Below are 24,454 nucleotides of genomic sequence, written 5' to 3' on the forward strand. Positions count from 1 at the left end.
GACGACCCGCGCCCGCCGGCCCACCGATGGCGGCGGAAAGGACGCCGTTCGAGGACTTCGCACGCTCAGAGGCGCGATCGGCGGCGTTCAGCGAAAGACTCCTGGCTGCGGCAGCCGGCCGTGGAAAGGGGCTCAGCCGATGAAGAACGCCGTAGAAGAAAAGTGGATCCGTCGCTTCCGCGACGACGACGGGTGCGAGACGAAACTGGTTTGCTTTCCCCACGCCGGTGCCGTGGCGGGTGCGTATCGCACCTGGCCGGCGGGACTGCCGGCGGACGTCGGCGTGCTGGCTGTCCGGTACCCCGGCCGGGAGGATCGGTTCGACGACCCGTTCCCACCCGGGCTGGAAGCCCTCGCGGAGGACATCGCCGACGCGCTCGGCGAGCTGGCACGGCAGGAGATCGTGCTCTTCGGCCACTGCTTCGGGGCCACGGTGGCGCACGAGGTGGCGTTGCGCCTGCAGGACCGGGGGTGTCCGCCGGCCGCCCTGTGCGTGTCCGGGACGCAGCCGCCGCACGCGCTGCCCGGCGGGCCGGTGCCCAGCGCGGACGAGGACATCATCGCGCACGTCGTGGGCCTGGACGCGAGCCGCGCCGAAGCCTTCGAGAACCCCGGCATGCGGGAAGCCGTGCTCCCGGCGGTCCGCGGCGATTACCACCTGGTGGCCGGCTATTCCGGTGGCCCGCGGCCGCCGCTGGCCTGCCCCGTCTACGCCTACGCCGGTGAGGACGACTCCGAGGTGACCCCGGCGGAGATCGCGCGCTGGGCGGACCTGACGAACGGCGCCTTCCGGCTCCGGGTGCTGCCCGGCGGGCACTTCTACCTCAAACCCCAGGAGGCCGCGCTGCTCGCGGACCTCACCGGCGTACTGGAGACCGTGCGGTCCGGTACGACGACCGCCTGAGCCGGCCGGAGAACCGCACGAAACCAACCGGAGAGGTGCAATTCATGGCAGACGCGGCAAGTGTTCAGCAGGTCGACGAGCAACCTCGTCTCCTCGGTCTCGTCCGTTCGGCGTGGCGGGACACCCTCGGCTACGAAACCCCCGACGACGACACGAGTTTCTTCGACGCGGGCGGCGACTCGTTCGTCCTCATCTCCCTCATCGCGAAGATGGCGAAGAGCTCGGGAATCACGATCACGCCCGTCGACGTCCTCCGGGCCCCCACGATCCGGGCCCAGGCGGCCTTGCTCGACCGGATGAGAGCCGACGGCCGTGGCGAAGCCGAGGTGGGGCGGGCCGATGGAAACCCTTGAGGGCCGGGACGAGCACCCGGTCGAACTGTGGGCGCAAAGACTGGCGAAGGTGCCGACGGTCCTGGAGGTGCCGTCGGGCAAACGCCGGTCACCGCGCGCGCCCGCACCCGGTCGCCGGCAGCCCATCGAGCTGTCCGCGCGAACCATGGCGTTGCTGCGCGAGCTGTCGCGCACCGCGAACGTCCCGCCGTCGTCCGTTCTCTTCGCCGCGTTCGGGCTCACGCTGGCCCGGCTGACCGGGGTGCGCACCTTGCTGATCGGGGTCGGCGATCCGGCCGACCCGATCCCGGTGCGCTTCGACATCGACGACGACCTGACGCCGGAAGCGTTCACCCACCGGGTGCGCGAATCGCTGGCGTGGAGCCTGGACCGGGACGGCTTTCCCCTCGACGAAGTCGTCACGCGGCTGGGCGTCGAGCGGTCCGGGCGCCGGCACCCGCTGGTCCAGGTTTTCGTGGCCCTGCCCGGCACGCCGGCGCCGGCCGCCGGACCCCGGTTCGACATCGCCGTGCGGCTGGAGGACACCGGCGGGTCGTTCGCCGTCTGCGCGGCGGACCTGTGGGAGGAAGACGAGGCGCAGCGGTTCTTCCTGGATTTTTCGGCCGCCGCGGAACACCTCGCCGAGGCACTGGTGGCGCCCGGCACGGGGGTGACGCTGGCGGACATCCGGTGCATCTCCGCCTGGTCGCGGACGATCCTCGAGACCGTCAACGACACCGATGTCGTCCTCCCCGGCTCGTCGGTGGACCAGCTCTTCCGCGACGCGGCGGACCGGTGGCCGTCCGCGGTGGCCGTGCGCGACGCGGACTCGGCGCTGACGTACGCCGAGCTGGCCGCCGCCGTGGCCGAGCAGGCCCGGCTGCTGCGCGCGGCCGGCGTCGGCGAAGGCGACACCGTGCTGATCGCGGTTCCGCGGTCGGTCGCGGAGGTGGTGGCCGTGCTGGGCACGCTCTGGGTGGGCGCCGCCTATTTCGGGGCCGACCTGGCCCAGCCCGCGTCGCACACCGCGAGGATCTTGGCCAAGGCCCGCCCGGCCGCCGCGATCGCGGCCGGCGCCGCGGCCGGCCGGCTCGGCGTGCCGCTGATCGGTTCCTGGCACCGGGGATGGGAGGCCGGTGGCGCGGCGGCACCGCCCGTCCGGCCCGATCCCGACCGGCTGGCGTATGTCGCCTTCACGTCGGGCTCGACCGGGGCGCCGAAGGGCGTGGCGATCCCGCACCGCGGCGTGCTCCGGCTGGTCCACGACGGCCGGCACCTGGCGCTGGGCCCGGGCGAGCGCTCCCTTCGCTTGGCGCCCTTGGCTTTCGACGCGTCCACATTGGAAATCTGGGGCACCCTGCTGACGGGGGCGACACTGGAGATCTGCCCACCGGACGTGCTGCTGCCGAACGAGATCGGCGCTTTCCTCGAGGAACGCCGGGTCACCGTGGCGTTCCTCACGGCGGGCCTGTTCGGGCTGGTGCACGAATTCGCGAGCCGGTCGTTCGCCGGCTTGCGGCACCTCATGACCGGTGGTGACGTGGTGCCGCACGAGCACGTCAAGCAGACGCTGGCGGAAAACCCGGGTCTCGTCATCACGAACTGCTACGGTCCCACCGAGAACACGGTCGTCACGACGTCCTGTTCGGTGCGCGAATCCGCGGACGTCGACGGGCCGCTGCCCATCGGTTCGCCGATCCAGGGAACGCAGGTGTACATCCTGGACGGCCGCGGGAGACTGCTGATGCCCGGTGCTGTCGGAGAGTTGTACACGGCCGGGGCCGGTCTCGCCGCGGGCTACCTGAACGACCGGGCGGAGACGGATCGGGCGTTCGGGTTCTTCTCCCCGGACGTTCCGGCCCGGCTGTACCGCACCGGTGACCTGGTCCGGCTCGACGGGTCCGGCCGGCTCCACTTCCTGGGCCGGGCGGACGACCAGGTCAAGATTCGCGGCTTCCGCATCGAGCTGTCCGCGATCGGCGAGGTGCTGCGCGCCCAGGACGGCGTCGAGGAGTCGTTCGTGACGGTCACGGAAGGCGACAGCACCGACAAGAGGCTCGTCGCCGCCGTCCGGCTCACGCCCGGAACGGCGGTCACGCCGGTGGATTTGCGCGACCGCCTGCGGGAGGAACTGCCGTCCTACATGGTTCCCGCCCTCTGGGCGGTCGTGGATCAGCTGCCCATCACGACGACCGGGAAGATCGATCGACGCCGGCTGGTGGCCGCCGCCCGGCCCGTCGGCTGGTTCGCGAAGCAGAGCCCGCGGGCCGCTTGACCGGCTGCCGGCCTGCGCCGCCGAAGCGGCGCGGGCCGGCAGCCGGGCTTCTCAAGCGTGGTAGCCGTCCAGCCGGGACAGGACGTACAGCATGACCTCGTCGGCGCCGCCGCCGATCGACCACACGGGACTGTCCCGGAAGTAGCGGGCGGTCCACATCTCCTCCATGTACCCGATGGCCCCGTGGAACTGCAGGCACGTCGCGGCGATCTCGCGGGCCAGGCGGCCCGCCTCCAGCTTCCCGACGGTCGCGAACCGGTTCACGTCCTCGCCGCGGATGTAGGCCTCCGCGGCCGCGTAGTTGTAGTGCCGCAGGACGTCCAGCCGCGCACTCAGCTCGGCCAGCGTGAAGGCGAGGTGCTGGTTGCCGATCAGTGGCTTGTCGAAGACCTTGCGGGTCTTCAGGTAGTCCGCGGTCCGGGTGAGGGCCGTCTCCATGCCGCCGACCGCCGCGTAGCTCAGGGCGAGGCGCTCGTTCTGGAACTGGCTCATCTGCTGGTAGAAACCGAGATCGATCTCGCCGATCGTGTTGGCGACCGGGACCCGCGCGTCGGTGAACGTCAGCTCGGCGGTGTCGGAGGAGCGCATCCCGAGCTTGTCGAGCTTGCGGGACACCTGAAAGCCCGGGGTGTCCGCCGGGACGATGATCTGCGAGAGGCCGACGCCGCCGCCGGCGCCGCCGGCGGGCTTGCCGGAGGTGCGGGCCAGCAGGCAGATCCAGTCCGCCTGGGTGCCGTTGGTGATGTAGGCCTTCGAGCCGTTGATCACCCAGTCGTCGCCGTCGCGCACCGCCCGGGTCGTCAAGGCAGCCACGTCGGAGCCCGAATCGGGCTCGGTCACCGCGACCGCGCAGACCGCCTCGCCGTTGAGCGCGGGGACCAGGTACCGCTGCTTGAGTTCCTCGCTGCCGTACCGGTGCAGCGACGGGGTCGCCATGTCCGTCTGGATGCCGATGCCCAGGGCCACGCCGGCGGGTCCGACGCGGCCGAGCTCCTCGTGCAGGATCACCGTGCAGAGGTGGTCCGCGCCCTGGCCGCCGTACGCCGGGTCGTACTCGAGGCCGAGCAGGCCGAGCTCGGCCAGTTTCGGGAACAGCTCGTGCGCGGGGAAGCTCCCGTTCGCTTCCCATTCGTCGGCGTACGGCCCGATTTCCTTTTCGGAGAACTCGCGGACCAGCTTGCGCAGCGCGACGTGCTCGGCGGTGAAGGTGACCATTTTCGCTCCGGTGGCTTCAGAGGAGGGCGAGCAGCTTCGGCGTGTAGAGGGCGTCCGGGGGCACTGTCCCGGCCACCGTGTCGAGGTAGGTCGCGACGAGTTCCGGATCGGACTGCACGGCCCGCAGGAGGGCGAGCCGCTGCTCGTGGGCCGGAGCCAGCCGGGCGACGCCGAGCGTGGCCTGGTAGCCGGGGGTGAGGGTCGCGTCCCGGTCTTCGGCGAACCGGGCGAGCGCGGCGTCGAGCCGCGCGGGATCGCCGCCGAGCGCGCTGCCCACCTCGGTCACCAGGCTTTCCGCCTGCCGGAACGCGTCGCTGATGCCGCGGGCGGTGATGGAGTCCTTGTGGTGCCCGGCGTCGCCGGCGAGGACCCAGCCGGGCCCGGTCGCCTGCCGGAAGAAGTTCTGCTGGTCACCGCTGCCGTGCAGGCGCTCCGCGGGCTCCCGGCCCCGCAGCCGCTCGTACAGCGCGGGCGCGGTGGCGCGGATCTGCTCCTCGTAGGCCCTGCGCGCGTCGGTGCGGACCTCCGCGAACCGGGACTGCGGGAAGTACGCCTGCACGATGGTCGCGTCGTCGTTGGTGCGCACGGCGGCCACCCAGCCGCCGGGCCGCTCGTACAGCTCCACGCCGTCGGCGGGCACGTCGGGCCAGTACGTGTGGTAGGCGCAGGTCATGAGCGGGTCCTGCACCCGGTACGGCGCTCCCACCAGCCGGGCGACGGTGGAGCGCATGCCGTCCGCGCCCACCACCAGCCGCGCGTCTTCGGTGAAGCTCCGGCCCCCGTGCCGGCCTTCGACCCCGACGACCCGGCCCGTCGCGTCCCACCGCAGCCCGGTCACCCGGCAGCGGTCGCGGAACTCGGCCCCGGCCTCGACGGCCGCGTCCACCAGCAGCGCGTCCAGGACACGGCGCCGCGGGGCGAACTTCGCCCGCTGTCCCGCGACGCCGCCGGCGCGCCCGTCGATGTGGACGTCGGCGATCTCGTAGACGGTGCGTTCCAGTGGCGGGCAGCCCGACGCGCGGACGTGGTCCAGCACTCCCCAGCGGGCGAGGGCCGCGCTCCCGGGCTGGTGGACGAGGTGGGTGGAGAGGGTGTCGGAGCCGTACGCCGACTTGTCGAGCAGGAGCACCCGGTGGCCCGCGCGGGCCAGCAACAGGGCGGTGGGCGCACCGGCGCAGCGCGCCCCGACCACGATGACGTCGTACATGCGGCTGCCTCACAACGAACGTCAGCGAGCCGCTGGCTCGCGAGGGACGGGAACGGCGGGCGCGGCGAGGGCGGACGGCTGGTCCGGATCGGCGTCGCGACCGGTGCCAACCTATGGCGGAAAGCGCGGGCGGACCCACTTCGACCGTGCTCTTCGGCCGCCGGCCCCGAAACCGGTGACGGGTCAGATGTATTCGGAGATCTCGACGCCGTAGGTCCCCGGCTCGAGGGCTTCGAAGATGTGCGGGACGTCGCCGGGGTAGCAGATGTAGTCGCCGGGCAGGAGCTCCTCCGGGTCGTCCATGACGCCGATCCGGGCGCGGCCGGCACACAGCACGATGTGCTCCACCACCCCGGTCATGTGCGGGTCGGAGCGGCGCGGGGTGCCCGGCTCGCCGCGGACGACGTAGATGTCGCGGCGGGCGCCGGAGGGGCAGGCCGACAGGAGTGTGCACGCGTAGTCGGCGTGTTCGGCGAAGACCGTCGGCCCCTTGCCCGCGCGCACCACCCGGACCTTCGGCCGATCCGGTTCGACCAGCCGGGAAAAGGGCACGTCGAGAGCGACGCCGAGGGCCCACAGCGTCTCGACGCTCGGGTTGCCGGCACCCGACTCGAGCTGCGACAGCGTCGACTTGGCCAGGCCGGCGCGGCGCGCGACCTCGGTCAGCGACAGTCCCGCGCGCGTCCGTTCGCGGCGCAGCGAGGCCGCGATGATCTCCAGCGGCGCCCCGGTGGCTTCCTGAGACATGCTGTTCGCTCCATCGGTCTTTTCGTTCGCCTTGACGAACACGGGGCCTTGCGTTCACTCTAGAACACATGCGTTCGATATGGCGAACACTCGATCGGGGCCTCGCCCGTGACATCGGCCTGGTCTGTCTCGCCGATTGTCTCGTGGGGGTCTCCTACGGCGCCATCGCGGTGAGCTCCGGCTTCCCCCTGTGGCTGCCGATGCTGATGTCGCTGGTGGTCTTCGCCGGGGCGTCGCAGTTCATGTTCATCGGCATCGTCGCCGCGGGCGGCAACCCGTTCGCCGCGGTGCTGGCCGGGCTGCTGGCCAACGCGCGGCACCTGCCGTTCGGCTTCGCGATCGGCGACGTCCTGGGGAAGCGGTGGGCGGCCCGGCTGGCGGGCAGCCACCTGATGATCGACGAATCGGTCGCGTTCGCGCTGGCCCAGCGCGAGGCGCACCGCCGGCGTGCCGCGTACTGGGCGTGCGGGATCGGCCTGTTCGTCTCCTGGAACATCGGCGTGGTCGGCGGGGCGTACGCCGGCACGGCGATCAGCGACACGGACGCGTTCGGCCTGGACGCGGCGTTCCCGGCGGTGCTCCTGGCGCTCGTGCTGCCCTCGCTGCGTGACAAGGCGGCCCGGCTGCCGGTGCTCATCGGGGTGCTGGTCGCCCTGGTGGCGACGCCGTTCCTGCCCGCGGGCCTGCCGGTGCTGCTCGCGCTGGCCGGCGTGCTGGCCGGGGTGGCCGCGAAGGAGCCCGAGCTGGAGGAGGCGCACTGATGGACGGCATGGAACTGCTGATCGCCACCGGGGTGCTGGCACTCGGGACGTTCGCGTTCCGGTTCGCCGGGCCGGCGCTGCGCAGCCGCGTGAAACTGACGCCGAAGGCCGAGCGGCTGATGGCCCTGGCGGCCGTGGTGCTGCTGGCGGCGCTGGTCGCGGTCAGCGCCCTGACCGAGGGACACGGGTTCGCCGGAATCGCCCGCCCGGCAGGGGTGCTGGTGGCCGGCGTGCTGGCGTGGCGGAAGGTCCCGTTCGCGCTGGTGGTGGTGGCCGCCGCGGCGACGGCGGCGCTGCTCAGGCTGGCCGGAGTGCCCTGACCGCCCGCGCCGGCGTGCGGCAAGGGGCATCAGGCGTGATCAGGCGGGCATCACGCGTGTTCCAGCGGGCATTACGCGTGAGCCAAGGGGCATCACGGGTGATGCCTGCTCGGTCATGGGTGATGCCGCCGCTCCGGATGCGGTGGAGCCTCGTTCGGGCCGGGTGCCGGTGAAGGCGGGCGGGAGCGGTTCTGACCTGCCGGTAAGCCGCCGGGCCGGTGCGTCTAGGCTGGTGGGAAGGTCTTTCGGGAGGTCGGGTGTCGTCGGAGCCGGTCATCGGTGTGCTCGCCATGCAGGGTGCCGTGCGCGAGCACGTCGCGATGCTGGCCGAAGCGGGCGCGCGGGCCGTGCCGGTCCGGCGGGCCGGTGAGCTGTCCGAAGTGGACGGTTTGGTGCTGCCCGGTGGCGAGTCCACCACCATGTCGCGGCTGCTGGAGAGCTTCGAGCTGCTGGAACCCCTCAAAGCGCGGATCGCCGAGGGGCTGCCGGCCTTCGGGTCGTGCGCCGGGATGATCCTCCTGGCGCGGCAGACCCTCGACGGGCGGCCCGACCAGCAGCAGCTCGGCGGCCTGGACGTCGTCGTCCGGCGCAACGCCTTCGGCAGGCAGGTCGACTCGTTCGAGGCGGACCTCGACTTCGCCGAGGTCGACAGCGGGCCCGTGCACGCCGTGTTCATCCGCGCGCCCTGGGTCGAGAAGGCCGGGGACGGCGTCGAGGTGCTGGCCACGGTCAGCGGCGTGCCCGGCGTGGACGAGGAGACCGCTAGGATCGTCGCGGTCCGGCAAGGGGCGGTGCTGGCGACCGCGTTCCACCCGGAACTCACGCCCGACGTGCGGGTGCACCGGCTGTTCGTCGACCTTGTGCGAAAGGCCGGCTGAGACGCGGTGCCCGGCCGGGGTACGGAACAGATGGAGGAGAGATGAGCGGCCACTCCAAGTGGGCCACCACGAAGCACAAGAAGGCCAACCTCGACGCGAAGCGCGGCAAGCTCTTCGCGCGGTTGATCAAGAACATCGAGGTGGCCGCGCGGACCGGCACCGGTGGTGGCGACCCGGATGGCAACCCCACGCTCTACGACGCCATCCAGAAGGCGAAGAAGAACTCGGTCCCGCAGGACAACATCGAGCGCGCCCGCAAGCGCGGCGCCGGTGAAGAGGCCGGTGGCGCCGACTGGCAGGACATCACGTACGAGGGCTACGGCCCCAACGGCGTGGCGGTGCTGATCGAGTGCCTCACCGACAACAAGAACCGCGCCGCGATGGAGGTCCGCACCGCGCTCACGCGCAACAACGGCTCCCTCGCCGACCCGGGGTCGGTCGCGTACATGTTCAACCGCAAGGGCGTGGTGATCATGCCGAAGGGCGACGCCACCGAGGACGACGTCCTGATGGCGGTGCTCGACGCCGGCGCCGAAGAGGTCAACGACCTCGACGAGAGCTTCGAGATCGTCTGCGAGGGCGGCGACCTGGTGCCGGTGCGCAAGGCGCTCCAGGAGGCCGGGTTCGAGTACGAGTCGGCGGAGCTCACCTTCCTCCCGACGGTGAACGTCCCCCTCGACGTCGACGGCGCGAAGAAGGTCTTCAAGCTGATCGACGCCCTCGAGGATTGTGACGACGTCCAGAACGTGTACGCGAACTTCGATGTGTCGGACGAGGTGCTCGCCGAAGTCGGCTGAGTTTTCCCTTACGCCGCACCGCTTTCGTGCCCGGGCCGGAAACTTTCCGGCCCGGGCACTGGGCTCCGGCGGGCTCGTCAGGCAGAATGTGCGCCGTGACCTCGACGACCCCCGCCGCTCCCGCCGACATCACCGCCGAACTGTCCGCGGAAGAACTGCGCCTCATCGAATGGATCGAGGGGCAGGCGAAGGAGCGCGGCAACGCCGTCATCAACGTCGCCGCCGACGACGAGGGTGCCGGCTACAGCTTCACCGCGTGCGCGTGGGCGCTGCACAACGTGCCGGAGGCCGTCGTGGTCGGGCTGCCCGGCCAGATGGGGCAGGTGCTGCTCGACGCCTACGTCGACCGGGCCGCCAACGGCGAGATCTTCGAGGTCGGCCGGCGCTACGACGACTTCTTCGACGGCGTCCCGGTGGTCCTCGAGCGCGTCAACAAGGGGCACTACCCCGAATACTTCGGCACGGCGTTCCTCATCTACCCGGACGGCGACTTCCCGGCGCTGCAGCTGATCGTCGCGACGCCGGAGGGCAAGTTCCCCTGGCACCCGGACGCGCCCGAGGGGTTCGCGCGGTGGCAGCTGGTGCTCACCGAGAGCGGCGGCCCGGAAAGCTGGACCCCCGGCGTCGACGGCCCCTAGAACTTCCGCAGGTCGGCGGCCGCTTCCGGATACTTCAGCGCCAGCTCGGCCGCGGCCGCGAACTCCACGCAGTCGTCGGTGTAGGGCGGCACCACGACCGTGCCCAGCAGGCTCCACGCGCCGCACGTGACGGTGGCCTGCCACGTCCCGGCGGGCACCACGACCTGCGGACGTTCCCCGGCGGCGACGTCGGTCCCCAGCACCGGCCGCTCGACCGAGCCGTCCGGGTGCAGCAGCAGCATGGCCGCGGGCGCGCCGGCGTGGTGGGCGTAGACCTCGACCCGGTCCAGGCGGTGCGGGGCGGAGGCCTCGGGCGCGACGAGCAGGTAGTAGATCGCCGAGCCGGTCTCCGCCCGCCAGCTCTGCGCCCACCGCCCGCCTTCGACGGGCAGCGGCTGGAGGCCCAGGTGGGTGACGAAATCGGATGGCTCCGGCATGTCACCCATCCTGCCGCAGACGGGCCCAGTAGCCTGCAAGCTCGAACTGGTGTTCGCGGCGGGAAGGAAATACTGGTGCGCGTGCTCGGGGTCGACCCCGGTCTGACCAGGTGCGGCCTGGGGGTGGTCGACGGCGGCAAGGGCCGGGTCGTGCGCTGCGTCGCGGTCGACGTCGTGCGGACGCCGGCGGACGCCGATCTGGCGCACCGCCTGCTCGGCATCTCCGACGAGGTCGAGCGGTGGCTGGACAAGTACAAGCCGCAGGCCGTGGCCGTCGAGCGCGTCTTCGCCCAGCACAACGTCCGCACCGCGATGGGCACCGCCCAGGCCGGTGGCGTGGTCGCGCTCGCCGCCGCCCGCCGGGGCCTGCCGGTCGCTTTCCACACCCCGAGCGAGGTCAAGGCCGCCGTCAGCGGGTCCGGCCGGGCCGACAAGGCGCAGGTCACCGCCATGGTGATGCGCCTGCTCAACCTCGAGGTCGCCCCGCACCCGGCCGACGCCGCGGACGCCCTCGCGCTGGCCATCTGCCACCTCTGGCGGGAGCCGATGCGGGCCCGGCTCGCCGAGGCCGAAGCCCGCGCGGCCGAGATGGCCCGCACGCACAAAGCCCGCCTCGCCGCGGCGGCGAAACAGGCGAAGCAAGCCGAGAACCCAGGAGCAGCACGATGATCTCGTCGGTACGCGGAGAAGTCCTCTCGGTCGGCCTCGACCACGTCGTGGTCGAGGTCGGCGGGGTCGGCTTCGCCGTGCAGGCCACCCCGGCGACGCTGGCGACCCTGCGCCGCGGCGAAGAGGCCCGGTTGCACACCGCGCTGGTCGTCCGCGAGGACTCGCTGACGTTGTTCGGCTTCGCCGACGCCGACGCGCGCGAGCTGTTCGGGCTGCTGCAGACGGTGTCCGGGATCGGGCCGCGGCTCGCGCTGGCCACCCTCGCCGTGCTCGACCCCGGCAAGCTGCGGGCCGCGCTGGTCGAAGGCAACATCACCGTGCTGACGTCGGTGCCCGGCATCGGCCGCAAGGGCGCCGAACGGCTCACCCTCGAACTGCGCGACAAGGTCACCGCCCTCGCCGGCCCGGGCGACGCGCCCGCCGTCACCGCCCCCGGCGCCCTGCGGGCCGAGGTCGTCGAGGCGCTGGCCGGGCTCGGGTTCCCGGCCAAGCAGGCCGAGCAGGCCGTCGACAAGGTCCTCGCCGACGGTGACGGCCACACGACGGCCGGCGTGCTGCGCGCCGCCCTGGCCACCCTCGGCCGCAAGCGGTAGGCGCGGGCATGGAGTATGAAGCCGTGGAGGAAGAGGAAGCCCTCTCGGCGTGGGCCCAGACCGGCGAAGAGAACGTCGAGGGCACGCTGCGGCCGCGCAAGCTCGACGAGTTCGTCGGCCAGCCGCGCGTGCGCGAGCAGCTCGAGCTGGTGCTGGAGAGCGCGCGCCGCCGCGGCGTGCCGCCCGACCACGTCCTGCTGTCCGGGCCGCCCGGGCTGGGCAAGACGTCGATGGCGATGATCGTCGCGGCCGAGCTGGGCGCGGCCATCCGGATCACCTCCGGCCCGGCCCTCGAGCGGGCCGGCGACCTCGCCGCGATGCTGTCCAACCTCGCGCCGGGCGACGTCCTGTTCATCGACGAGATCCACCGGATCGCCCGCCCCGCCGAGGAGATGCTCTACCTCGCGATGGAGGACTTCCGCGTCGACGTCGTCGTCGGCAAGGGCCCGGGCGCCACCAGCATCCCGCTGGAAATCGCCCCGTTCACGCTGGTCGGCGCGACCACCCGGTCCGGCTCGCTGACCGGCCCGCTGCGGGACCGGTTCGGCTTCACCGGCCAGATGGAGTTCTACACCGACGCCGAGCTGGAGCTGGTCGTCCGCCGCGCCGCGACGATCCTCGACATCCCGATCGACCGCGACGGCTGCGCCGAGATCGCCGGCCGTTCGCGGGGCACGCCCCGGATCGCGAACCGGCTGCTGCGGCGCGTCCGCGACTACGCCGAGGTCCGCGCCGACGGCAAGGTGACCCGCGACGTCGCCCGCGCCGCGCTGGCCGTCTACGACGTCGACGAGCTGGGGCTCGACCGGCTCGACCGGGCCGTGCTCACCGCGCTGACCAGGTCCTTCGGTGGCGGGCCGGTGGGCATTTCGACGCTGGCGGTGGCCGTGGGGGAGGAGGCGACCACGGTGGAAGAGGTCTGCGAGCCCTACCTCGTGCGCGCCGGTATGCTCGCCCGCACCCCGCGTGGCCGCGTCGCGACCGCGACCGCGTGGGAACACCTCGGCATGGTGCCGCCCGCGGACCTCCCGGGGCGCCCGGACCCGGGCGGGCCGTCGCTGTTCGGGCAGGACTGAGTTCGAACAGGCCGAGCGGCCCGTACCGGCGGGTGGGTGCTGGCGTCCGCGCTGGTACCTGGCACACTCGACAGGAGCACATACCCAAAAACCGGACATTTCGGCTGGGCCCGGGTGTCCGTCGAACGGAGAATCATGCAACAGCTATTGCTGCCCCTGCTGCTCGTGCTCGTCCTCGCCGTGCCGCTGGTGATGAGCACCCGCAAGCAGAAGAAGCAGCAGGCCGCGCAGCAGGACCTGCAGAGCAGCCTGGCGCCCGGTGACCGCGTGATGACCACGTCCGGTCTGTACGGCACCGTCGCCGACACTTCGGGCGACACCACGATCGACATCGAGATCGCCCCCGGTGTCGTCACCACCTGGCTGCGCCTGGCGGTCCGCGAGAAGGTCGAGCCGGTCGTCGAGACCGACGAGGACTCCGCCGACGACGTGGTCGAGGCCCCCGCCGAGGAGCCGTCGATCATCGAGTCGTCCGCCGGTGTCAAGGCCGACGAGCCGCAGACCACCGCGCAGGTGGCGCCGCCGCTGGAGCACGGCAAGAAGTAGCCTTCCGCGGCACTCCTGGGCCGGGCGGGGAATCCCGACGAAAGTCGGTACGGCCTCGCACGCCGGGCTCACGCAGCACCGAGTAGTGTCTCGGTGCTGCGTGCGTGTCCGCCGTCATACCCGTGCCCGGGAGTGAATCGCACACGGCCGGTGAATGCACACAGTCCCTCCCGGTAACCCTCCGGGCGGGCACCGCAACGTGGGGGTCCCACCCCGTCCGAGGAGACCGAAGCAACCGTGGCAGCTTCAGCCGGGCATCTCCGCCCGGGACGCTATCTCGCCCTGTTCGCCCTGATCGTGATCGTCTTGTACGCGCTGGTGTTCCTCACCGGCAACCACAAGCCGACCCCGAAGCTGGGTATCGACCTGCAGGGCGGCACCCGGGTCACGCTCACCGCCCGCACTCCCGACGGCGGCCAGCCGACCCGCGAGTCCCTGAACCAGGCGCGCCAGATCATCGAACGGCGCGTCAACGGGATCGGCGTCGGCGGCACCGAGGTCCTCCTCGACGGCAACAACGTCGTCATCACGGTTCCGGGCGAGCAGGGCGACCAGGCGAAGAGCCTGGGCAAGACCGCGAAGCTGGGCTTCCGGAAGGTCGTCTCGGCCGCCACCCAGCCGGTGGTGCCGCCGCAGACCGCGCCGCCCGCCACGACCCCGCCCCCGTCGGGCGCCCCGAGCAGCTCGACGCCGCCGTCTTCGGGCGCGCCGGCAGCGACCTCGGGTGCCCCGACGAGCAAGCCCGGTGGCGGTGGCACCCCGGGCGCGGCGCTCGCGCAGCAGCAGAGCACCACGCCGGCCGCGCCGAGCAGCAGCACTCCGCCGCCCGCGTCGACCCCGGCACCGGCCCCCTCGGACGGCTCGGTCGACGCGGAGACCGCGAAGGAGATCCAGGCCGCCAAGGCCCTCCGGCAGAACCCGCAGCTGATCGGCGCCGACGGCCAGCCGAACCAGGAGCTCGTCTCGAAGGCGATGACGGCGCTCACCTGCGCGCCGAACGCCAAGGACCCCCTCGAGGGCAACGACGACCCGCGCCTGCCGCTGGTCGCCTGCGGTGACCACGACACGTACAAGTACCTGATGGAGCCGGAGTTCCTGCCGGGCACCGAGATCGCGGACGCGAACTCGAGCTACAACTCGCAGAACGGCCAGTGGGTGGTGAACCTCAGCTTCAAGAGCGAGGGCACCAAGATCTGGGCGGACTTCACGACGAAGAACGTCGGCCAGCAGGCCGCGTTCGTGCTCGACACGCAGGTCGTGTCCGCGCCGAACATCCAGGTCGCGATCGTCGACGGCAACACCCAGATCACCGGCAAGTTCACCCAGGCCGAGGCCAAGGACCTGTCGGACATCCTCAAGTACGGCTCGCTGCCGCTGTCGTTCGCCTCCTCGGACGCGACGACGGTGTCGGCCACCCTCGGCTTCGCTTCGCTGCAGGCCGGCCTGATCGCCGGCGGCATCGGCCTGCTGGTGGTCTTCGTCTACTGCCTGTTCTACTACCGGCTGCTCGGCGTGCTCACCATCCTCTCGCTGGCCCTGTCCGGCGCGCTGGTGTTCGCGGTGCTGGTGCTGCTCGGCCGCTGGATCGGCTACACGCTGGACCTCGCGGGCATCGCCGGCCTGATCATCGCCATCGGCATCACGGCGGACTCGTTCGTCATCTACTTCGAACGGCTCAAAGACGAAATCCGGGAGGGCCGGACGTTCCGGTCCGCGGTGCCGCGCGGCTGGGTCCGCGCCCGGCGCACCATCCTGGCTTCGGACGGCGTGAGCTTCCTGGCCGCGGCCATCCTGTACGTCATCGCGGTCGGCGACGTCCAGGGCTTCGCGTTCACCCTCGGCATGTCCACGGTGCTCGACCTGGTCGTCGTGTACCTCGTGACGCACCCGCTGGTGGCCATGGTGTCCACGTCCAAGAACGCGTTCCTGTCCAATCCGAGGCACCTGGGCCTCGGCGCCGTGCAGCAACTGGGTTCGCAGCGGAAGAAGTCGACCTCGGTCGGCCGCGCGAACGTGAAGGAGGCCTGACGTGGGGGTCGAAGAACTGGGCACGGACGCCGAAGGCAACGCCAAGGCGGCGGCGAAGCCCGGCAAGAGGGAAAGCGTCTTCCACCGGCTGTACGTGGGCACCGGCGCGTTCGACGTCGTCGGCAAGCGCAAGCGCTGGTACATCTTCTTCTCGGCCCTGGTGCTGGTGTGCCTCGCGTCGATGATCTTCCGCGACTTCAACATCGGCATCGAGTTCGAGGGCGGCACGCAGATCCAGCTGCCGGCCAACGGCATCCACGGCGTGATCACCGAGGAGCAGGCCAAGGAGTCGTTCCAGAAGGCCCTCGGCCACCCGGCCGCGGAGACGCAGAAGGTCGGCACGGGTGCCGCGTCGACCATCCAGATCCGCACCGACACGCTGAACGCGGCCGACGTCGGCAAGCTCAAGCAGGGGCTGTTCCAGGACCTGGGCCCGAAGGGCACCAACGGCCAGCCCAGCGTCCAGGCGATCAGCGACAGCGCGGTGAGCGCCTCGTGGGGCGGGGAGATCTCGCAGAAGGCGCTGCTCGCGCTCGCGGTGTTCCTCGTCGCGGTGGTCATCTTCCTGGCGATCTACTTCGACGCGCGGATGGCCGTGGCGGCGCTGGTCTCGCTGTTGCACGACATCCTGGTCACCGCGGGGGTGTACTCGCTGGTCGGCTTCGAGGTCACCCCGGCGACCGTGATCGGCCTGCTGACCATCCTCGGGTTCTCGCTCTACGACACGGTGGTGGTGTTCGACAAGGTCCGCGAGAACACCCGCGGCCTGCTCGGGCTGACCCGCCGCACGTACGCCGAGGCCGCGAACCTCGCGCTGAACCAGACCCTGATGCGGTCGTTCAACACGGCGTTCATCGCGCTGCTGCCGATCCTCGGCCTGCTGATCGTCGGGTACGTGCTGCTCGGCTCGGGCACGCTGCAGGACCTGGCGCTGGTGCAGCTCACCGGTACCCTCGTCGGCGTCCTGTCGTCGGTCGCCCTGGCGACGCCGCTGCTGGTCGACTTCAAGATGCGCGACCCGAAGTACCAGCAGCAGGCCGAGCGCGTCCGGCAGCGCCGGGTCAGCCAGGAGCGCAAGGCCGCGGGCGAGGACTTCGACGCCTCGGACGACGACGCGCTGGCCAAGGAACTGCGCAAGGAGAAGGCGTACGCGGCCGCGTCCAGCGTCCCCGCCCGGATCCAGAAGCAGCGCCCGGCCGGGAAGCGGAAGCGCTGACGTGCAGCTCGACGATGCCCTCGGCCTGATCGCCGAGGTGCCGGACTTCCCCGAGCCCGGTGTGCTGTTCCGCGACCTGAGCCCGCTGTTCGCGGACGCGGGCGCGTTCAAAGCGGTGACCGACGCGCTGGCGGGCACCCTCGACCCTTCGGTCGAGGCGCTCGCCGGCGTGGAGGCCCGCGGCTTCCTCCTCGCCGCGGCCGTCGGGTACGCCTGCGGCCTCGGCGTGGTGCTGATCCGCAAGCCCGGCAAACTGCCGCTGGTGGCGGGCCGCGTCGACTACGCCCTGGAGTACGGCACGGCGACGGTCGAGCTCCCGGCCGGCGTGGTCAAGCCGGGCCAGCGGATCGCGGTCCTCGACGACGTCCTGGCCACGGGTGGCACGGTCGCGGCCACCGGCAAGCTCCTGGAGGACGCGGGCGCGGTGGTCGACAGCGTGTCGGTCGTCCTGGAACTGGCCGCCCTGGGCGGCCGCCAGGTCCTCGGCGACCGGAAGGTCCACGCCCTCCACACCTGTTGACGGGTCTGCCGCGGCTTGTCGTGAGTGGTAAGGCGGGTTCTAACCCGCCTTACCACTCACGACGGTGAAGCGGCTGGTGGCGGGGCCCACATCCCCCTGAACGGGCGCACCCGACAGGGCCGCGAGGTGCAACGGCTACCCTGGTGGTCCGAAGGCCGCACGAGCAGCAGGAGGTGCGGGTGAGCCAGGAGCTCGACGCCGGGGTGCCCGCGAAGCAGGGCGCCCCGCAGAACGGGCAGGCGGCAACGCCCGCGCCGCCGAAGCCGAACGGTGCGGCGCCGAACCCGTCCGCGACCCGGCGGGTCCGGGCGCGGCTCGCCCGGCGGATCACCGCGCAGCGCGCGGCCCCGGTGAAGCAGGTCCTCGAACCCCTGGCCGTCATCCACCGCGAGCTGCACCCCAACGGCGACCTCGGCCTGCTCCAGCGCGCCTACGACGTCGCCGAGGAGCTGCACCGCAACCAGCGGCGCAAGTCCGGCGACCCGTACATCACCCACCCCCTGGCCGTCGCCACCATCCTCGCCGAGCTGGGCATGGACACGACCACGCTCGTCGCGGCCCTGCTGCACGACACGGTCGAGGACACCGGCTACGCCGTCGAGAGCCTGAAGGCCGACTTCGGCGACAAGGTCGCCGAGCTGGTCGACGGCGTCACGAAGCTGGACAAGGTGCAGCTCGGCTCGTCCGCCGAAGCCGAGACCATCCGCAAGATGGTCATCGCGATGGCCAAGGACCCCCGGGTGCTGGTCATCAAGCTCGCCGACCGGCTGCACAACATGCGCACCATGCGCTTCCTGCCGCCGGAGAAGCAGGCCCGCAAGGCCCGCGAGACCCTGGAAGTGCTCGCGCCGCTGGCCCACCGGCTCGGCATGGCCACGGTCAAGTGGGAGCTGGAGGACCTCGCGTTCGCCATCCTGCAGCCCAAGAAGTACGACGAGATCGTCCGCCTGGTCGCCGACCGCGCGCCCTCGCGTGACATCTACCTGCGGTCGGTGATCACGGACCTGACCAGCAACCTCGTGTCGTCGCGGATCACCGCGAAGGTCGAGGGCCGGCCGAAGCACTACTACTCGATCCACCAGAAGATGATCGTCCGCGGCCGCGACCTCGACGACATCCACGACCTGGTCGGCGTGCGGATCCTCGTCGAGGACGTCCGGGACTGCTACGCGGCGATGGGGGTCGTGCACGCGCTGTGGCAGCCGGTGCCCGGCCGGTTCAAGGACTACATCGCGCAGCCGCGCTTCGGCGTCTACCAGTCGCTGCACACCACGGTGATCGGCCCGGACGGCAAGCCGCTCGAGGTGCAGATCCGCACCTACGAGATGCACCGCACCGCCGAGTACGGCATCGCCGCGCACTGGCGCTACAAGGAAACCAAGGGCACCCACAGCGGCAACGGCATGGACGTCGACGAGATGGCGTGGATGCGCCAGCTCCTCGACTGGCAGCGGGAGGCGGCGGACCCGGGCGACTTCCTCGAGTCGCTGCGCTACGAGCTGGCCTCGCGCGAGATCTTCGTGTTCACGCCGAAGGGCGACGTGATCACGCTCCCGGTCGAGTCGACCCCGGTCGACTTCGCCTACGCCGTGCACACCGAGGTCGGCCACCGCTGCATCGGCGCCCGCGTCAACGGCCGCCTGGTCGCGCTCGAACGCAAGCTGGAGAACGGCGAAGTCGTCGAGATCTTCACGTCGAAGGCGGAGAACGCCGGGCCGTCGCGGGACTGGCTGCAGTTCGCCGGCTCGCCGAAGGCGCGCGCCAAGATCCGGCAGTGGTTCGCCAAGGAACGCCGCGACGAGGCGATCGAAGGCGGCAAGGAAGCCATCACCAAGGAGATCCGCAAGGTCGGCCTGCCGATCCAGCGGCTGGTCTCCGCGGAGTCGATGGGCGCGGTGGCCACCGAGCTGCGCCACGCCGACATCTCGTCGCTGTACGCGGCGGTCGGCGAGGGCCACACGAGCGCGAAGCACGTCGTGCAGCGCCTGGTCGCGCTGATCGGCGGTGTCGACGCCGCGGAGGAGGAGCTCGCCGAGCGCGCGACGCCGTCCACGGTGACCCGCCGCCGCGGCTCCAACGACGTCGGCGTGGTGGTCAAGGGCGCCAGCGACGTCTGGGCGAAGCTGGCCCGCTGCTGCACGCCGGTGCCGGGCGACGAGATCCTCGGGTTCGTGACCCGCGGCGGCGGCGTTTCGGTGCACCGCACCGACTGCACGAACGCCGGCGACCTGCAGTCCCAGCCCGAGCGGCTGGTCGAGGTCGAGTGGGCGCCCTCGGCGTCTTCGGTGTTCCTGGTGGCCATCCAGGTCGAGGCGCTCGACCGGCACCGCCTCCTTTCGGACGTGACCAAGGTGCTGGCCGACGAGAAGGTCAACATCCTGTCTGCGTCGGTGACGACGTCGCGGGACCGGGTCGCGGTCAGCCGGTTCTCGTTCGAGATGGGCGACACGAAGCACCTCGGCCACGTCCTCAAGGTGGTCCGCGGCGTGGAAGGTGTCTACGACGTCTACCGCGTGACGTCCGCTTCCTGAGGCTGCCACGACCCGTCGACCGGGATGCCCGCGGCCGCGGCGATCCGGTCGCGGGACTCGAGCAGCCGCGCGCGCAGGGCCGGGAGATCGAGGCCGAGCAGCCTGCCGTGGCGTTTGACCGCCGTTCCGGCGACGAACACGCTGTCGACCAGGCCGGGGTGACCGGCGCTGACGATCGTGCCGACGGCGTCGCCCACCGGGAAGACCGCCGGGTCCTCGGCGTCGAGCAGGACCAGGTCGGCGTCCTTGCCGACGGTGATGCTGCCGGTCCGGGCGCCGAGCCCGCAGGTCCGGGCCCCGTCCACCGTGGCGAACGCGAGGACGTCCCGGGTCGTGAGGGCGCCGCGCTCGGCGGCCAGCGCGGTGCGCATGGCGGAGAACATGTCGCCGCCGGCGGACGGGCAGTCGTCGACCGACAGCGACGGGCGGATTCCGGCGGAGAGGGCCCGGGCGGTGATGAGCGGTTCGAAGCCCATCTTCAGCTCGACGTCCGGGCTGACCGACACCGAGCCGCCCGCGTCGGCCAGCATCGCCAGCTGGTCGTCGGAGAGGCCGTTGCCGTGGACGACGGTCGTGCGGTCGTCGAGCAGGCCGCGCTCGTGCAGTTCCGCGATCGGCCGGTCACCGCGCGGCCAGCCGCCGGTGCCGTGGACGTGCATGCTCACCGGCAGGCCGAGTTCCCGCGCCAGCGCGACGTCCGCGGCGGTTTCGTCCAGTGTGGACATCACCGGGCCGCGCAGGCCGAGGGCCATGTCTTCGCCCGGGAGCAGGGCCCGGACCCGCCGGATCTCCGGCGCGATGTCCGGCCCGGCGGCGCCGTAGCAGAAGATCGAGCGGCCCGGCGCGTCATGCAGGGCCTGGATCGCGGCGTCGGCGTTCTCGGGGCGGTCGGCGCGGTGGAACCAGTCGAGCAGGGTGGTGACCCCCGAGTTCAGCGCTTCGATCCGGCCGAGCAGGTTGCCCAGGTAGACGTCTTCGGGGCGGTAGTGCGGCCCGAGCGTGCCGTGCACGGCGACGCGGTACTGGCCGAACGTCCAGTCGGCGCCGAGACCGCGGAACGCGGTCTGCCAGGTGTGCCGGTGGGTGTCGACGAACCCGGGAAGGACGATCTTGCCTCCCGCGTCGACGACCTCGGCCCCGGCCGCGTCCAGGTCCGGGCCCACCGCGGCGATCCGGCCGTCCTCGATGAGCACGTCCCCGCGGGGGAGTGTCCCGACCGCCGGATCCATGCTGACCACCAGGCCACCGCGCACGAGCGTGTTCATCAGCGTCCTCCCAAGAGTTGATGCGTCAACTCTAGCTTAGACTGTCCGGCATGGACATGAGCCCCGAGGATTGGGCGTTCTGGGACACCTGGATGCGCGCGCACCGCCTGCTCGTCCGCGAGCTCGACCGCGGCCTGCAGCGCGACTGCGGCATTTCGAAGGCCGAGTTCAGCGTGCTGGTGACGCTGCGGCGCCCGATGCGCGTCGGCGAGCTCGCCGACGCGCTCGGCTGGGAGAAGAGCCGGGTCGCGCACCTGTTGACGCGCATGGAGAAGCGCGGCCTGGTCGTCCGGACCGAAGACGGGGCCGGCGGCCGGCGCACCGGGATCGAGCTCACCGAGGAGGGCCGCCGCCTGGCCGGCAGCGCGACGAGGGTCCACGGCGCCAACATCCGCCGGTCTGTTCTCGACCACCTCACCCCCGACCAGGCGGCGGCCATCCGGTCCTGGAGCGAGGAGCTGGTCGAGCGCGTCGAGCCGGGCTAGAACCGGGCGGCCAGGTTCGCCGACGGGACTTTGCCGCGGTGGACGAGACCACGCTGTACGTCGAGTAGGCGCCGTACCTGCCGCCGCCGATCCGGGCCACCAGCCCCGGCGCGTCCGACGTCCCGATCACCACCAGGGCCGGCGTGGTGATCTCGGCGAGCCGGTGCCGGGTGTCCGGGATCCACTCCGTCCACTGTGGAGCGGTCCACTCGTGCCGGTACACCTGTGAGCACATTGCCCGGACCAGCGCGAGCATTTCGCCCGGCAACACGGAGACCTCACGCGCCGGCCCGGCGACCAGGTACCGGATGTTGGCCTCCACCATGGCCCGCACGTCCGCCGGGCATGACTTCCGCGGCCAGCCGCGCGATGTCCGCCAGCATGTGGTCCGGCCAGGTGTGCCCGGTGAGACCCGAACCGAGCAACGCCAGCAGATCCTCGTAGTGGGCGTTCACCGGTTTCGCCACGGGTTTCCCCGAACCCGCGGCGGTCGTAGCGGATCACCCGGTGGGTGGCGGCGAGCTCGGTGAACTGCGCGTCCCACATCCGGCGGTCGCCCAGTGCGGGCTGCAGCAGCACGACCGCGGGCCCCTCTCCCGCGTCGTCGTGGCCGAACGCCGTCCCGCCCACCTCGATCGCCGCCACGGCCCCAAACCAGCCACCCGACCGCGTCACACACCGCCGGTTTCGCTGAGGGCGAGAAGCTAAAGTGCGGCTCATGACCGACGGATTCGACCTGACGCGCGAGGGCGATGTCGCCCGCCTGACGCTGACCCGGCCGGAGAAGATGAACGCCATCACCTACGGCATGTGGGCGGCGATCCCGGACGTGGTCGCCGAGGTGGAGGCCGACCCGGCGCTGAAAGTGCTGGTGATCACCGGTGCGGGGGAGCACTTCTCCGCCGGCGCCGACATCAGCGAGTTCGGGGAGCTGCGCACCACGGCCGACGGCGCGGCGAGCTACGACAAAGCCGTCGAAGGCGCGGTCGCCGCCCTCACCGCGATGCGCAAGCCGTCGGTCGCGATGATCCGGGGCAACTGCATCGGCGGCGGCTGCCAGGTCTCGGTCGCCTGCGACTTCCGGTTCGCCGCCGAGGGCGCGCGGTTCGGCATCACCCCGGCGAAGCTCGGCATCGTCTACCACTTCGACTCGACGCGCCAGCTCGTCTCGCTCGTCGGGCCGGCCCACGCCAAGTACTTCCTCCTCTCCGGTGAGCTGATCACCGCCGCCCGCGCCCGCGAGATCGGCCTGCTCAACGACGTCTTCCCGGCCGAGGACCTCGAAGCCTCGACGCTGGCGTTCGCGGAGACGTTGTGCGCGCGGTCCCAGGCGTCGATCCGCGGGATGAACCGGATCATCGAAAAGATCGTCGCCGGGCAGGAAACCCCGGACGCCGAGGTCGAGGAGATCCGCTCGGAAGCCCTGCACGGCGAGGACTACGCCGAGGGGGTCGCCGCCTTCCTGGCGCGGCGCCCGCCGCGGTTCACCTTCCGCTGAGCCTCAGCCGTCCAGGTAGGCGTGGAAGTGCTCGGCGACGACGTCGGTGACACCGGCGGGGCCGAGCCTGCCGTCGATCTCGATGACGCGGATGCCGAGGTCCCGCGCCGCCCGCACGGCTTGGGCGGCGAGCATCCGGTCGCGCGTGAGCCGGGTGCGCTGCTGCGGGATCGCGGGTGCCTCCGGCCGGTGCCGGAGCTGGTGCTGGCGGAACAGCTCGGTCGGCACCAGCACCACCATGCGGCCGGGGGAGTCCACGAGCGGGGCGACCAGCTCCGGCCGCAGGCCCCGGCCTTCGGCGACGACCGGCCGCGGCGAGGTCAGCGCGCGCAGGTCGTCGAGGGCGCGGTCGAAGCGGCGCCCGAACTCGGCCATCAGCGCGGCCAGCTGGTCGCCCGCCGGGAGGTCGTCCGGCAGCGGGGACCCGGGCCGGGCCCGGTCGTCGTGGTGGTACGCCGTCAGGCCGTGCCGCTCGGCCAGCAGCCGCGCGACGGTGGACTTGCCGGTCCAGGGAGCGCCACCGATCCACAGCGCCTTCCGGAGGGTGCCGAACGGATCCCGCGTCATGGGACGACTATCGCGGGCCCGGCGCCCCGATGGCCAGTGTTCCGGCGCCGGTTGATCCGTTCAGCGCACCGTGACCGGGCGCGCACGCCCGGGGGTCAGGGCCGGTCGCCTTCGCCGTCGACGACGAGCACGGTGGCGGAGTCCGCGAAGTCCGGCTGCGGGCCGATCCGGAAGTGGAAGCGCGAGCCCGGCCGCACCGCGGCGATCACCTGGTTTTCGGCCGTGTCCAGCACGATGATCGCGAGCTCGGTGGTCTTCGGTTCCGGGCGCAGCACGACGTCCGGGCGCGGCTCGGGGACGACGATCGGGAGCGGCAGGGTGCCGCTGACCGAGCCGCTGCCGAAGTCGTCCTCTTCGCGCGCTTGCGGTTCGAACGGGGCCGGGGGGAGCAGCTGCGGGCGGCGCCGCCACCAGAGCCCGGCGAGCAGGCCGGTCAGCAGGCCGCCGGTGCCGCTGACGGCCGAAGCGAGGCCGACGCCGAGACCGGACGTCTCCTCGGCCGGAGCGGCCTTGGCCACCGGAGCCGGCTTGGCCGCCGGAGGAACGGGCGCGGGGGCCGGTAGCGGGCCGAACTGCACGCCCGGCTTCTGGACGGCGTCCTCGGGCAGCTGGAGCACCTGACCGGGCTCGATCGCCGCGGCATCGGTGAACGGCGTGCCGTCCGGCCGCGGCCGGCCCTGGTTGAGCTGGAAGATCTCGGGGAAGCGGCGCCCGTCGCCGAGCGCGCGTTCGGCGATCTTGAACAGCGTGATGTCCTCGGGGTTGTCGGCGTGCGGCACGATGTAGTACTTGACCGGCGGCGGGTCGGCCTGGGCGAACGCGGGACCGCCGGCGAGCACGGCGAAGAGGACACCGGCGCAGCCGGCCTGACCGGCCCGCCCGAGGACGCGGCGGACCGCGGGAACCCGGTTTTCGACCATCGTCGGCACCTCTCCCCGGCGACCCGGCG

Annotated in this window: 26 protein-coding genes; 18 read left to right on the top strand and 8 right to left on the bottom strand. The window is 72.0% G+C overall.

Annotation, left to right across the window (positions count from 1 at the left end; all coding sequences use genetic code 11):
- Window positions 1-139 precede the first annotated feature (139 nt).
- From C2L58_RS32560 to C2L58_RS32570, 3 genes are read left to right on the top strand one after another with little or no spacing between them, the layout of a single operon-like run.
- Complete coding sequence (locus C2L58_RS32560) at window positions 140-904, top strand: thioesterase II family protein (protein WP_103341496.1); 765 nt, start codon at window positions 140-142, stop codon at window positions 902-904.
- A gap of 44 nt (window positions 905-948) precedes the next feature.
- Window positions 949-1,257 (top strand): acyl carrier protein, encoded by a 309-nt coding sequence (locus C2L58_RS32565; RefSeq protein WP_233226066.1) that lies wholly within the window; start codon window positions 949-951, stop codon window positions 1,255-1,257.
- Window positions 1,244-3,511, top strand: a complete 2,268-nt coding sequence (locus C2L58_RS32570; protein ID WP_103341498.1) for an amino acid adenylation domain-containing protein — start codon at window positions 1,244-1,246, stop codon at window positions 3,509-3,511. The genes C2L58_RS32565 and C2L58_RS32570 overlap by 14 nt, the downstream gene beginning before the upstream one ends.
- A 51-nt stretch (window positions 3,512-3,562) precedes the next feature.
- On the opposite strand, the gene C2L58_RS32575 is transcribed toward C2L58_RS32570, so the two are convergent.
- From C2L58_RS32575 to C2L58_RS32585, 3 genes are all read right to left on the bottom strand, one after another.
- On the bottom strand, window positions 3,563-4,726 hold the full coding sequence (locus C2L58_RS32575; RefSeq protein WP_103341499.1) for an acyl-CoA dehydrogenase family protein: 1,164 nt from the start codon (window positions 4,724-4,726) through the stop codon (window positions 3,563-3,565).
- A gap of 16 nt (window positions 4,727-4,742) precedes the next feature.
- Complete coding sequence (locus tag C2L58_RS32580; protein WP_103341500.1) at window positions 4,743-5,933, bottom strand: FAD-dependent oxidoreductase; 1,191 nt, start codon at window positions 5,931-5,933, stop codon at window positions 4,743-4,745.
- 183 nt (window positions 5,934-6,116) lie between these two features.
- Window positions 6,117-6,680 carry a helix-turn-helix domain-containing protein gene (locus C2L58_RS32585; RefSeq protein ID WP_199191556.1) on the bottom strand — a complete coding sequence of 188 codons (564 nt, stop codon included), beginning with the start codon at window positions 6,678-6,680 and terminating at the stop codon, window positions 6,117-6,119.
- 68 nt (window positions 6,681-6,748) lie between these two features.
- Between C2L58_RS32585 and C2L58_RS32590 the strand changes: the two genes are divergently transcribed.
- The 5 genes from C2L58_RS32590 (at window position 6,749) to C2L58_RS32610 (ending at window position 10,074) form a co-directional block, all read left to right on the top strand.
- A complete protein-coding gene (locus tag C2L58_RS32590; protein ID WP_146073722.1) occupies window positions 6,749-7,441 on the top strand; it encodes an AzlC family ABC transporter permease in 693 nt (230 codons plus the stop codon).
- Window positions 7,441-7,761, top strand: a complete 321-nt coding sequence (locus C2L58_RS32595; protein WP_103341502.1) for an AzlD domain-containing protein — start codon at window positions 7,441-7,443, stop codon at window positions 7,759-7,761. The genes C2L58_RS32590 and C2L58_RS32595 overlap by 1 nt, the downstream gene beginning before the upstream one ends.
- 257 nt (window positions 7,762-8,018) lie before the next feature.
- On the top strand, window positions 8,019-8,639 hold the full coding sequence (gene pdxT, locus C2L58_RS32600; RefSeq protein ID WP_103341503.1) for a pyridoxal 5'-phosphate synthase glutaminase subunit PdxT: 621 nt from the start codon (window positions 8,019-8,021) through the stop codon (window positions 8,637-8,639).
- 41 nt (window positions 8,640-8,680) lie between these two features.
- Window positions 8,681-9,436 (top strand): YebC/PmpR family DNA-binding transcriptional regulator, encoded by a 756-nt coding sequence (locus tag C2L58_RS32605; RefSeq protein WP_013227126.1) that lies wholly within the window; start codon window positions 8,681-8,683, stop codon window positions 9,434-9,436.
- Window positions 9,437-9,522: 86 nt separating this feature from the next.
- The gene (locus tag C2L58_RS32610) at window positions 9,523-10,074 is read left to right on the top strand and encodes a DUF4262 domain-containing protein (protein WP_199191557.1); all 552 of its coding nucleotides are present in this window, start codon (window positions 9,523-9,525) and stop codon (window positions 10,072-10,074) included.
- Here the strand turns inward: C2L58_RS32610 and C2L58_RS32615 are convergent.
- Window positions 10,071-10,511 carry a cupin domain-containing protein gene (locus tag C2L58_RS32615; protein ID WP_103341505.1) on the bottom strand — a complete coding sequence of 147 codons (441 nt, stop codon included), beginning with the start codon at window positions 10,509-10,511 and terminating at the stop codon, window positions 10,071-10,073. The two genes, C2L58_RS32610 and C2L58_RS32615, sit on opposite strands and share 4 nt — an antisense overlap.
- A 75-nt stretch (window positions 10,512-10,586) precedes the next feature.
- Between C2L58_RS32615 and ruvC the strand changes: the two genes are divergently transcribed.
- The 8 genes from ruvC to C2L58_RS32655 all read left to right on the top strand — a co-directional run bounded on the left by ruvC (window position 10,587) and on the right by C2L58_RS32655 (window position 19,690).
- Window positions 10,587-11,180, top strand: a complete 594-nt coding sequence (ruvC, locus tag C2L58_RS32620; protein ID WP_199191558.1) for a crossover junction endodeoxyribonuclease RuvC — start codon at window positions 10,587-10,589, stop codon at window positions 11,178-11,180.
- Entirely contained in the window at window positions 11,177-11,773 is a 597-nt protein-coding gene (ruvA, locus tag C2L58_RS32625) for a Holliday junction branch migration protein RuvA (protein ID WP_103341506.1), read from the top strand. Before ruvC ends, ruvA begins: the two co-directional genes overlap by 4 nt.
- Window positions 11,774-11,781: 8 nt before the next feature.
- A complete protein-coding gene (gene ruvB / locus C2L58_RS32630; RefSeq protein WP_199191559.1) occupies window positions 11,782-12,849 on the top strand; it encodes a Holliday junction branch migration DNA helicase RuvB in 1,068 nt (355 codons plus the stop codon).
- Between the two features lie 135 nt (window positions 12,850-12,984).
- Window positions 12,985-13,395 (top strand): preprotein translocase subunit YajC, encoded by a 411-nt coding sequence (yajC, locus tag C2L58_RS32635; RefSeq protein WP_199191560.1) that lies wholly within the window; start codon window positions 12,985-12,987, stop codon window positions 13,393-13,395.
- A gap of 237 nt (window positions 13,396-13,632) precedes the next feature.
- A complete protein-coding gene (gene secD, locus C2L58_RS32640) occupies window positions 13,633-15,423 on the top strand; it encodes a protein translocase subunit SecD (protein WP_199191561.1) in 1,791 nt (596 codons plus the stop codon).
- Window position 15,424: 1 nt separating this feature from the next.
- Entirely contained in the window at window positions 15,425-16,639 is a 1,215-nt protein-coding gene (gene secF, locus C2L58_RS32645) for a protein translocase subunit SecF (protein ID WP_103341509.1), read from the top strand.
- Window position 16,640: 1 nt separating this feature from the next.
- Complete coding sequence (locus tag C2L58_RS32650; RefSeq protein ID WP_103341510.1) at window positions 16,641-17,159, top strand: adenine phosphoribosyltransferase; 519 nt, start codon at window positions 16,641-16,643, stop codon at window positions 17,157-17,159.
- A 179-nt stretch (window positions 17,160-17,338) separates the two neighbouring features.
- Complete coding sequence (locus tag C2L58_RS32655; protein WP_103341511.1) at window positions 17,339-19,690, top strand: RelA/SpoT family protein; 2,352 nt, start codon at window positions 17,339-17,341, stop codon at window positions 19,688-19,690.
- Here the strand turns inward: C2L58_RS32655 and C2L58_RS32660 are convergent.
- On the bottom strand, window positions 19,666-20,955 hold the full coding sequence (locus C2L58_RS32660) for an amidohydrolase family protein (RefSeq protein WP_103341512.1): 1,290 nt from the start codon (window positions 20,953-20,955) through the stop codon (window positions 19,666-19,668). The genes C2L58_RS32655 and C2L58_RS32660 overlap by 25 nt on opposite strands.
- A 50-nt stretch (window positions 20,956-21,005) precedes the next feature.
- On the opposite strand from C2L58_RS32660, the gene C2L58_RS32665 reads away from it, so the two are divergent.
- Window positions 21,006-21,440, top strand: coding sequence for a MarR family winged helix-turn-helix transcriptional regulator (locus C2L58_RS32665; RefSeq protein ID WP_103341513.1), 435 nt, complete (start codon window positions 21,006-21,008; stop codon window positions 21,438-21,440).
- A 278-nt stretch (window positions 21,441-21,718) separates the two neighbouring features.
- On the opposite strand, the gene C2L58_RS50890 is transcribed toward C2L58_RS32665, so the two are convergent.
- Window positions 21,719-21,907 carry a hypothetical protein gene (locus C2L58_RS50890; RefSeq protein ID WP_233226067.1) on the bottom strand — a complete coding sequence of 63 codons (189 nt, stop codon included), beginning with the start codon at window positions 21,905-21,907 and terminating at the stop codon, window positions 21,719-21,721.
- Between the two features lie 251 nt (window positions 21,908-22,158).
- Here C2L58_RS50890 and C2L58_RS32675 point away from each other — a divergent pair, with 251 nt between their 5' ends.
- Complete coding sequence (locus C2L58_RS32675) at window positions 22,159-22,938, top strand: enoyl-CoA hydratase/isomerase family protein (protein WP_199191562.1); 780 nt, start codon at window positions 22,159-22,161, stop codon at window positions 22,936-22,938.
- A 3-nt stretch (window positions 22,939-22,941) separates the two neighbouring features.
- Here C2L58_RS32675 and C2L58_RS32680 read toward each other — a convergent pair whose 3' ends face one another.
- The gene (locus C2L58_RS32680; RefSeq protein WP_103341515.1) at window positions 22,942-23,505 is read right to left on the bottom strand and encodes a hypothetical protein; all 564 of its coding nucleotides are present in this window, start codon (window positions 23,503-23,505) and stop codon (window positions 22,942-22,944) included.
- 95 nt (window positions 23,506-23,600) lie between these two features.
- Window positions 23,601-24,425 (bottom strand): LysM peptidoglycan-binding domain-containing protein, encoded by an 825-nt coding sequence (locus C2L58_RS32685; RefSeq protein ID WP_103341516.1) that lies wholly within the window; start codon window positions 24,423-24,425, stop codon window positions 23,601-23,603.
- Window positions 24,426-24,454: the final 29 nt, after the last annotated feature.

The sequence above is a fragment of the Amycolatopsis sp. CA-126428 genome, assembly GCF_002904335.1.
Taxonomy (GTDB): domain Bacteria; phylum Actinomycetota; class Actinomycetes; order Mycobacteriales; family Pseudonocardiaceae; genus Amycolatopsis.

Excerpts from the sequence above, each read along its gene's own strand:
- C2L58_RS32560 (WP_103341496.1), top strand. The coding sequence starts at position 140 with ATGAAGAACGCCGTAGAAGAAAAGTGGATCCGTCGCTTCCGCGACGAC.
- C2L58_RS32565 (WP_233226066.1), top strand. The coding sequence starts at position 949 with ATGGCAGACGCGGCAAGTGTTCAGCAGGTCGACGAGCAACCTCGTCTC.
- C2L58_RS32570 (WP_103341498.1), top strand. The coding sequence starts at position 1,244 with ATGGAAACCCTTGAGGGCCGGGACGAGCACCCGGTCGAACTGTGGGCG.
- C2L58_RS32575 (WP_103341499.1), bottom strand. The coding sequence starts at position 4,726 with ATGGTCACCTTCACCGCCGAGCACGTCGCGCTGCGCAAGCTGGTCCGC.
- C2L58_RS32580 (WP_103341500.1), bottom strand. The coding sequence starts at position 5,933 with ATGTACGACGTCATCGTGGTCGGGGCGCGCTGCGCCGGTGCGCCCACC.
- C2L58_RS32585 (WP_199191556.1), bottom strand. The coding sequence starts at position 6,680 with ATGTCTCAGGAAGCCACCGGGGCGCCGCTGGAGATCATCGCGGCCTCG.
- C2L58_RS32590 (WP_146073722.1), top strand. The coding sequence starts at position 6,749 with ATGCGTTCGATATGGCGAACACTCGATCGGGGCCTCGCCCGTGACATC.
- C2L58_RS32595 (WP_103341502.1), top strand. The coding sequence starts at position 7,441 with ATGGACGGCATGGAACTGCTGATCGCCACCGGGGTGCTGGCACTCGGG.
- C2L58_RS32605 (WP_013227126.1), top strand. The coding sequence starts at position 8,681 with ATGAGCGGCCACTCCAAGTGGGCCACCACGAAGCACAAGAAGGCCAAC.
- C2L58_RS32610 (WP_199191557.1), top strand. The coding sequence starts at position 9,523 with ATGTGCGCCGTGACCTCGACGACCCCCGCCGCTCCCGCCGACATCACC.
- C2L58_RS32615 (WP_103341505.1), bottom strand. The coding sequence starts at position 10,511 with ATGCCGGAGCCATCCGATTTCGTCACCCACCTGGGCCTCCAGCCGCTG.
- ruvA (WP_103341506.1), top strand. The coding sequence starts at position 11,177 with ATGATCTCGTCGGTACGCGGAGAAGTCCTCTCGGTCGGCCTCGACCAC.
- ruvB (WP_199191559.1), top strand. The coding sequence starts at position 11,782 with ATGGAGTATGAAGCCGTGGAGGAAGAGGAAGCCCTCTCGGCGTGGGCC.
- yajC (WP_199191560.1), top strand. The coding sequence starts at position 12,985 with ATGCAACAGCTATTGCTGCCCCTGCTGCTCGTGCTCGTCCTCGCCGTG.
- C2L58_RS32660 (WP_103341512.1), bottom strand. The coding sequence starts at position 20,955 with ATGAACACGCTCGTGCGCGGTGGCCTGGTGGTCAGCATGGATCCGGCG.
- C2L58_RS32665 (WP_103341513.1), top strand. The coding sequence starts at position 21,006 with ATGGACATGAGCCCCGAGGATTGGGCGTTCTGGGACACCTGGATGCGC.
- C2L58_RS32675 (WP_199191562.1), top strand. The coding sequence starts at position 22,159 with ATGACCGACGGATTCGACCTGACGCGCGAGGGCGATGTCGCCCGCCTG.
- C2L58_RS32680 (WP_103341515.1), bottom strand. The coding sequence starts at position 23,505 with ATGACGCGGGATCCGTTCGGCACCCTCCGGAAGGCGCTGTGGATCGGT.
- C2L58_RS32685 (WP_103341516.1), bottom strand. The coding sequence starts at position 24,425 with ATGGTCGAAAACCGGGTTCCCGCGGTCCGCCGCGTCCTCGGGCGGGCC.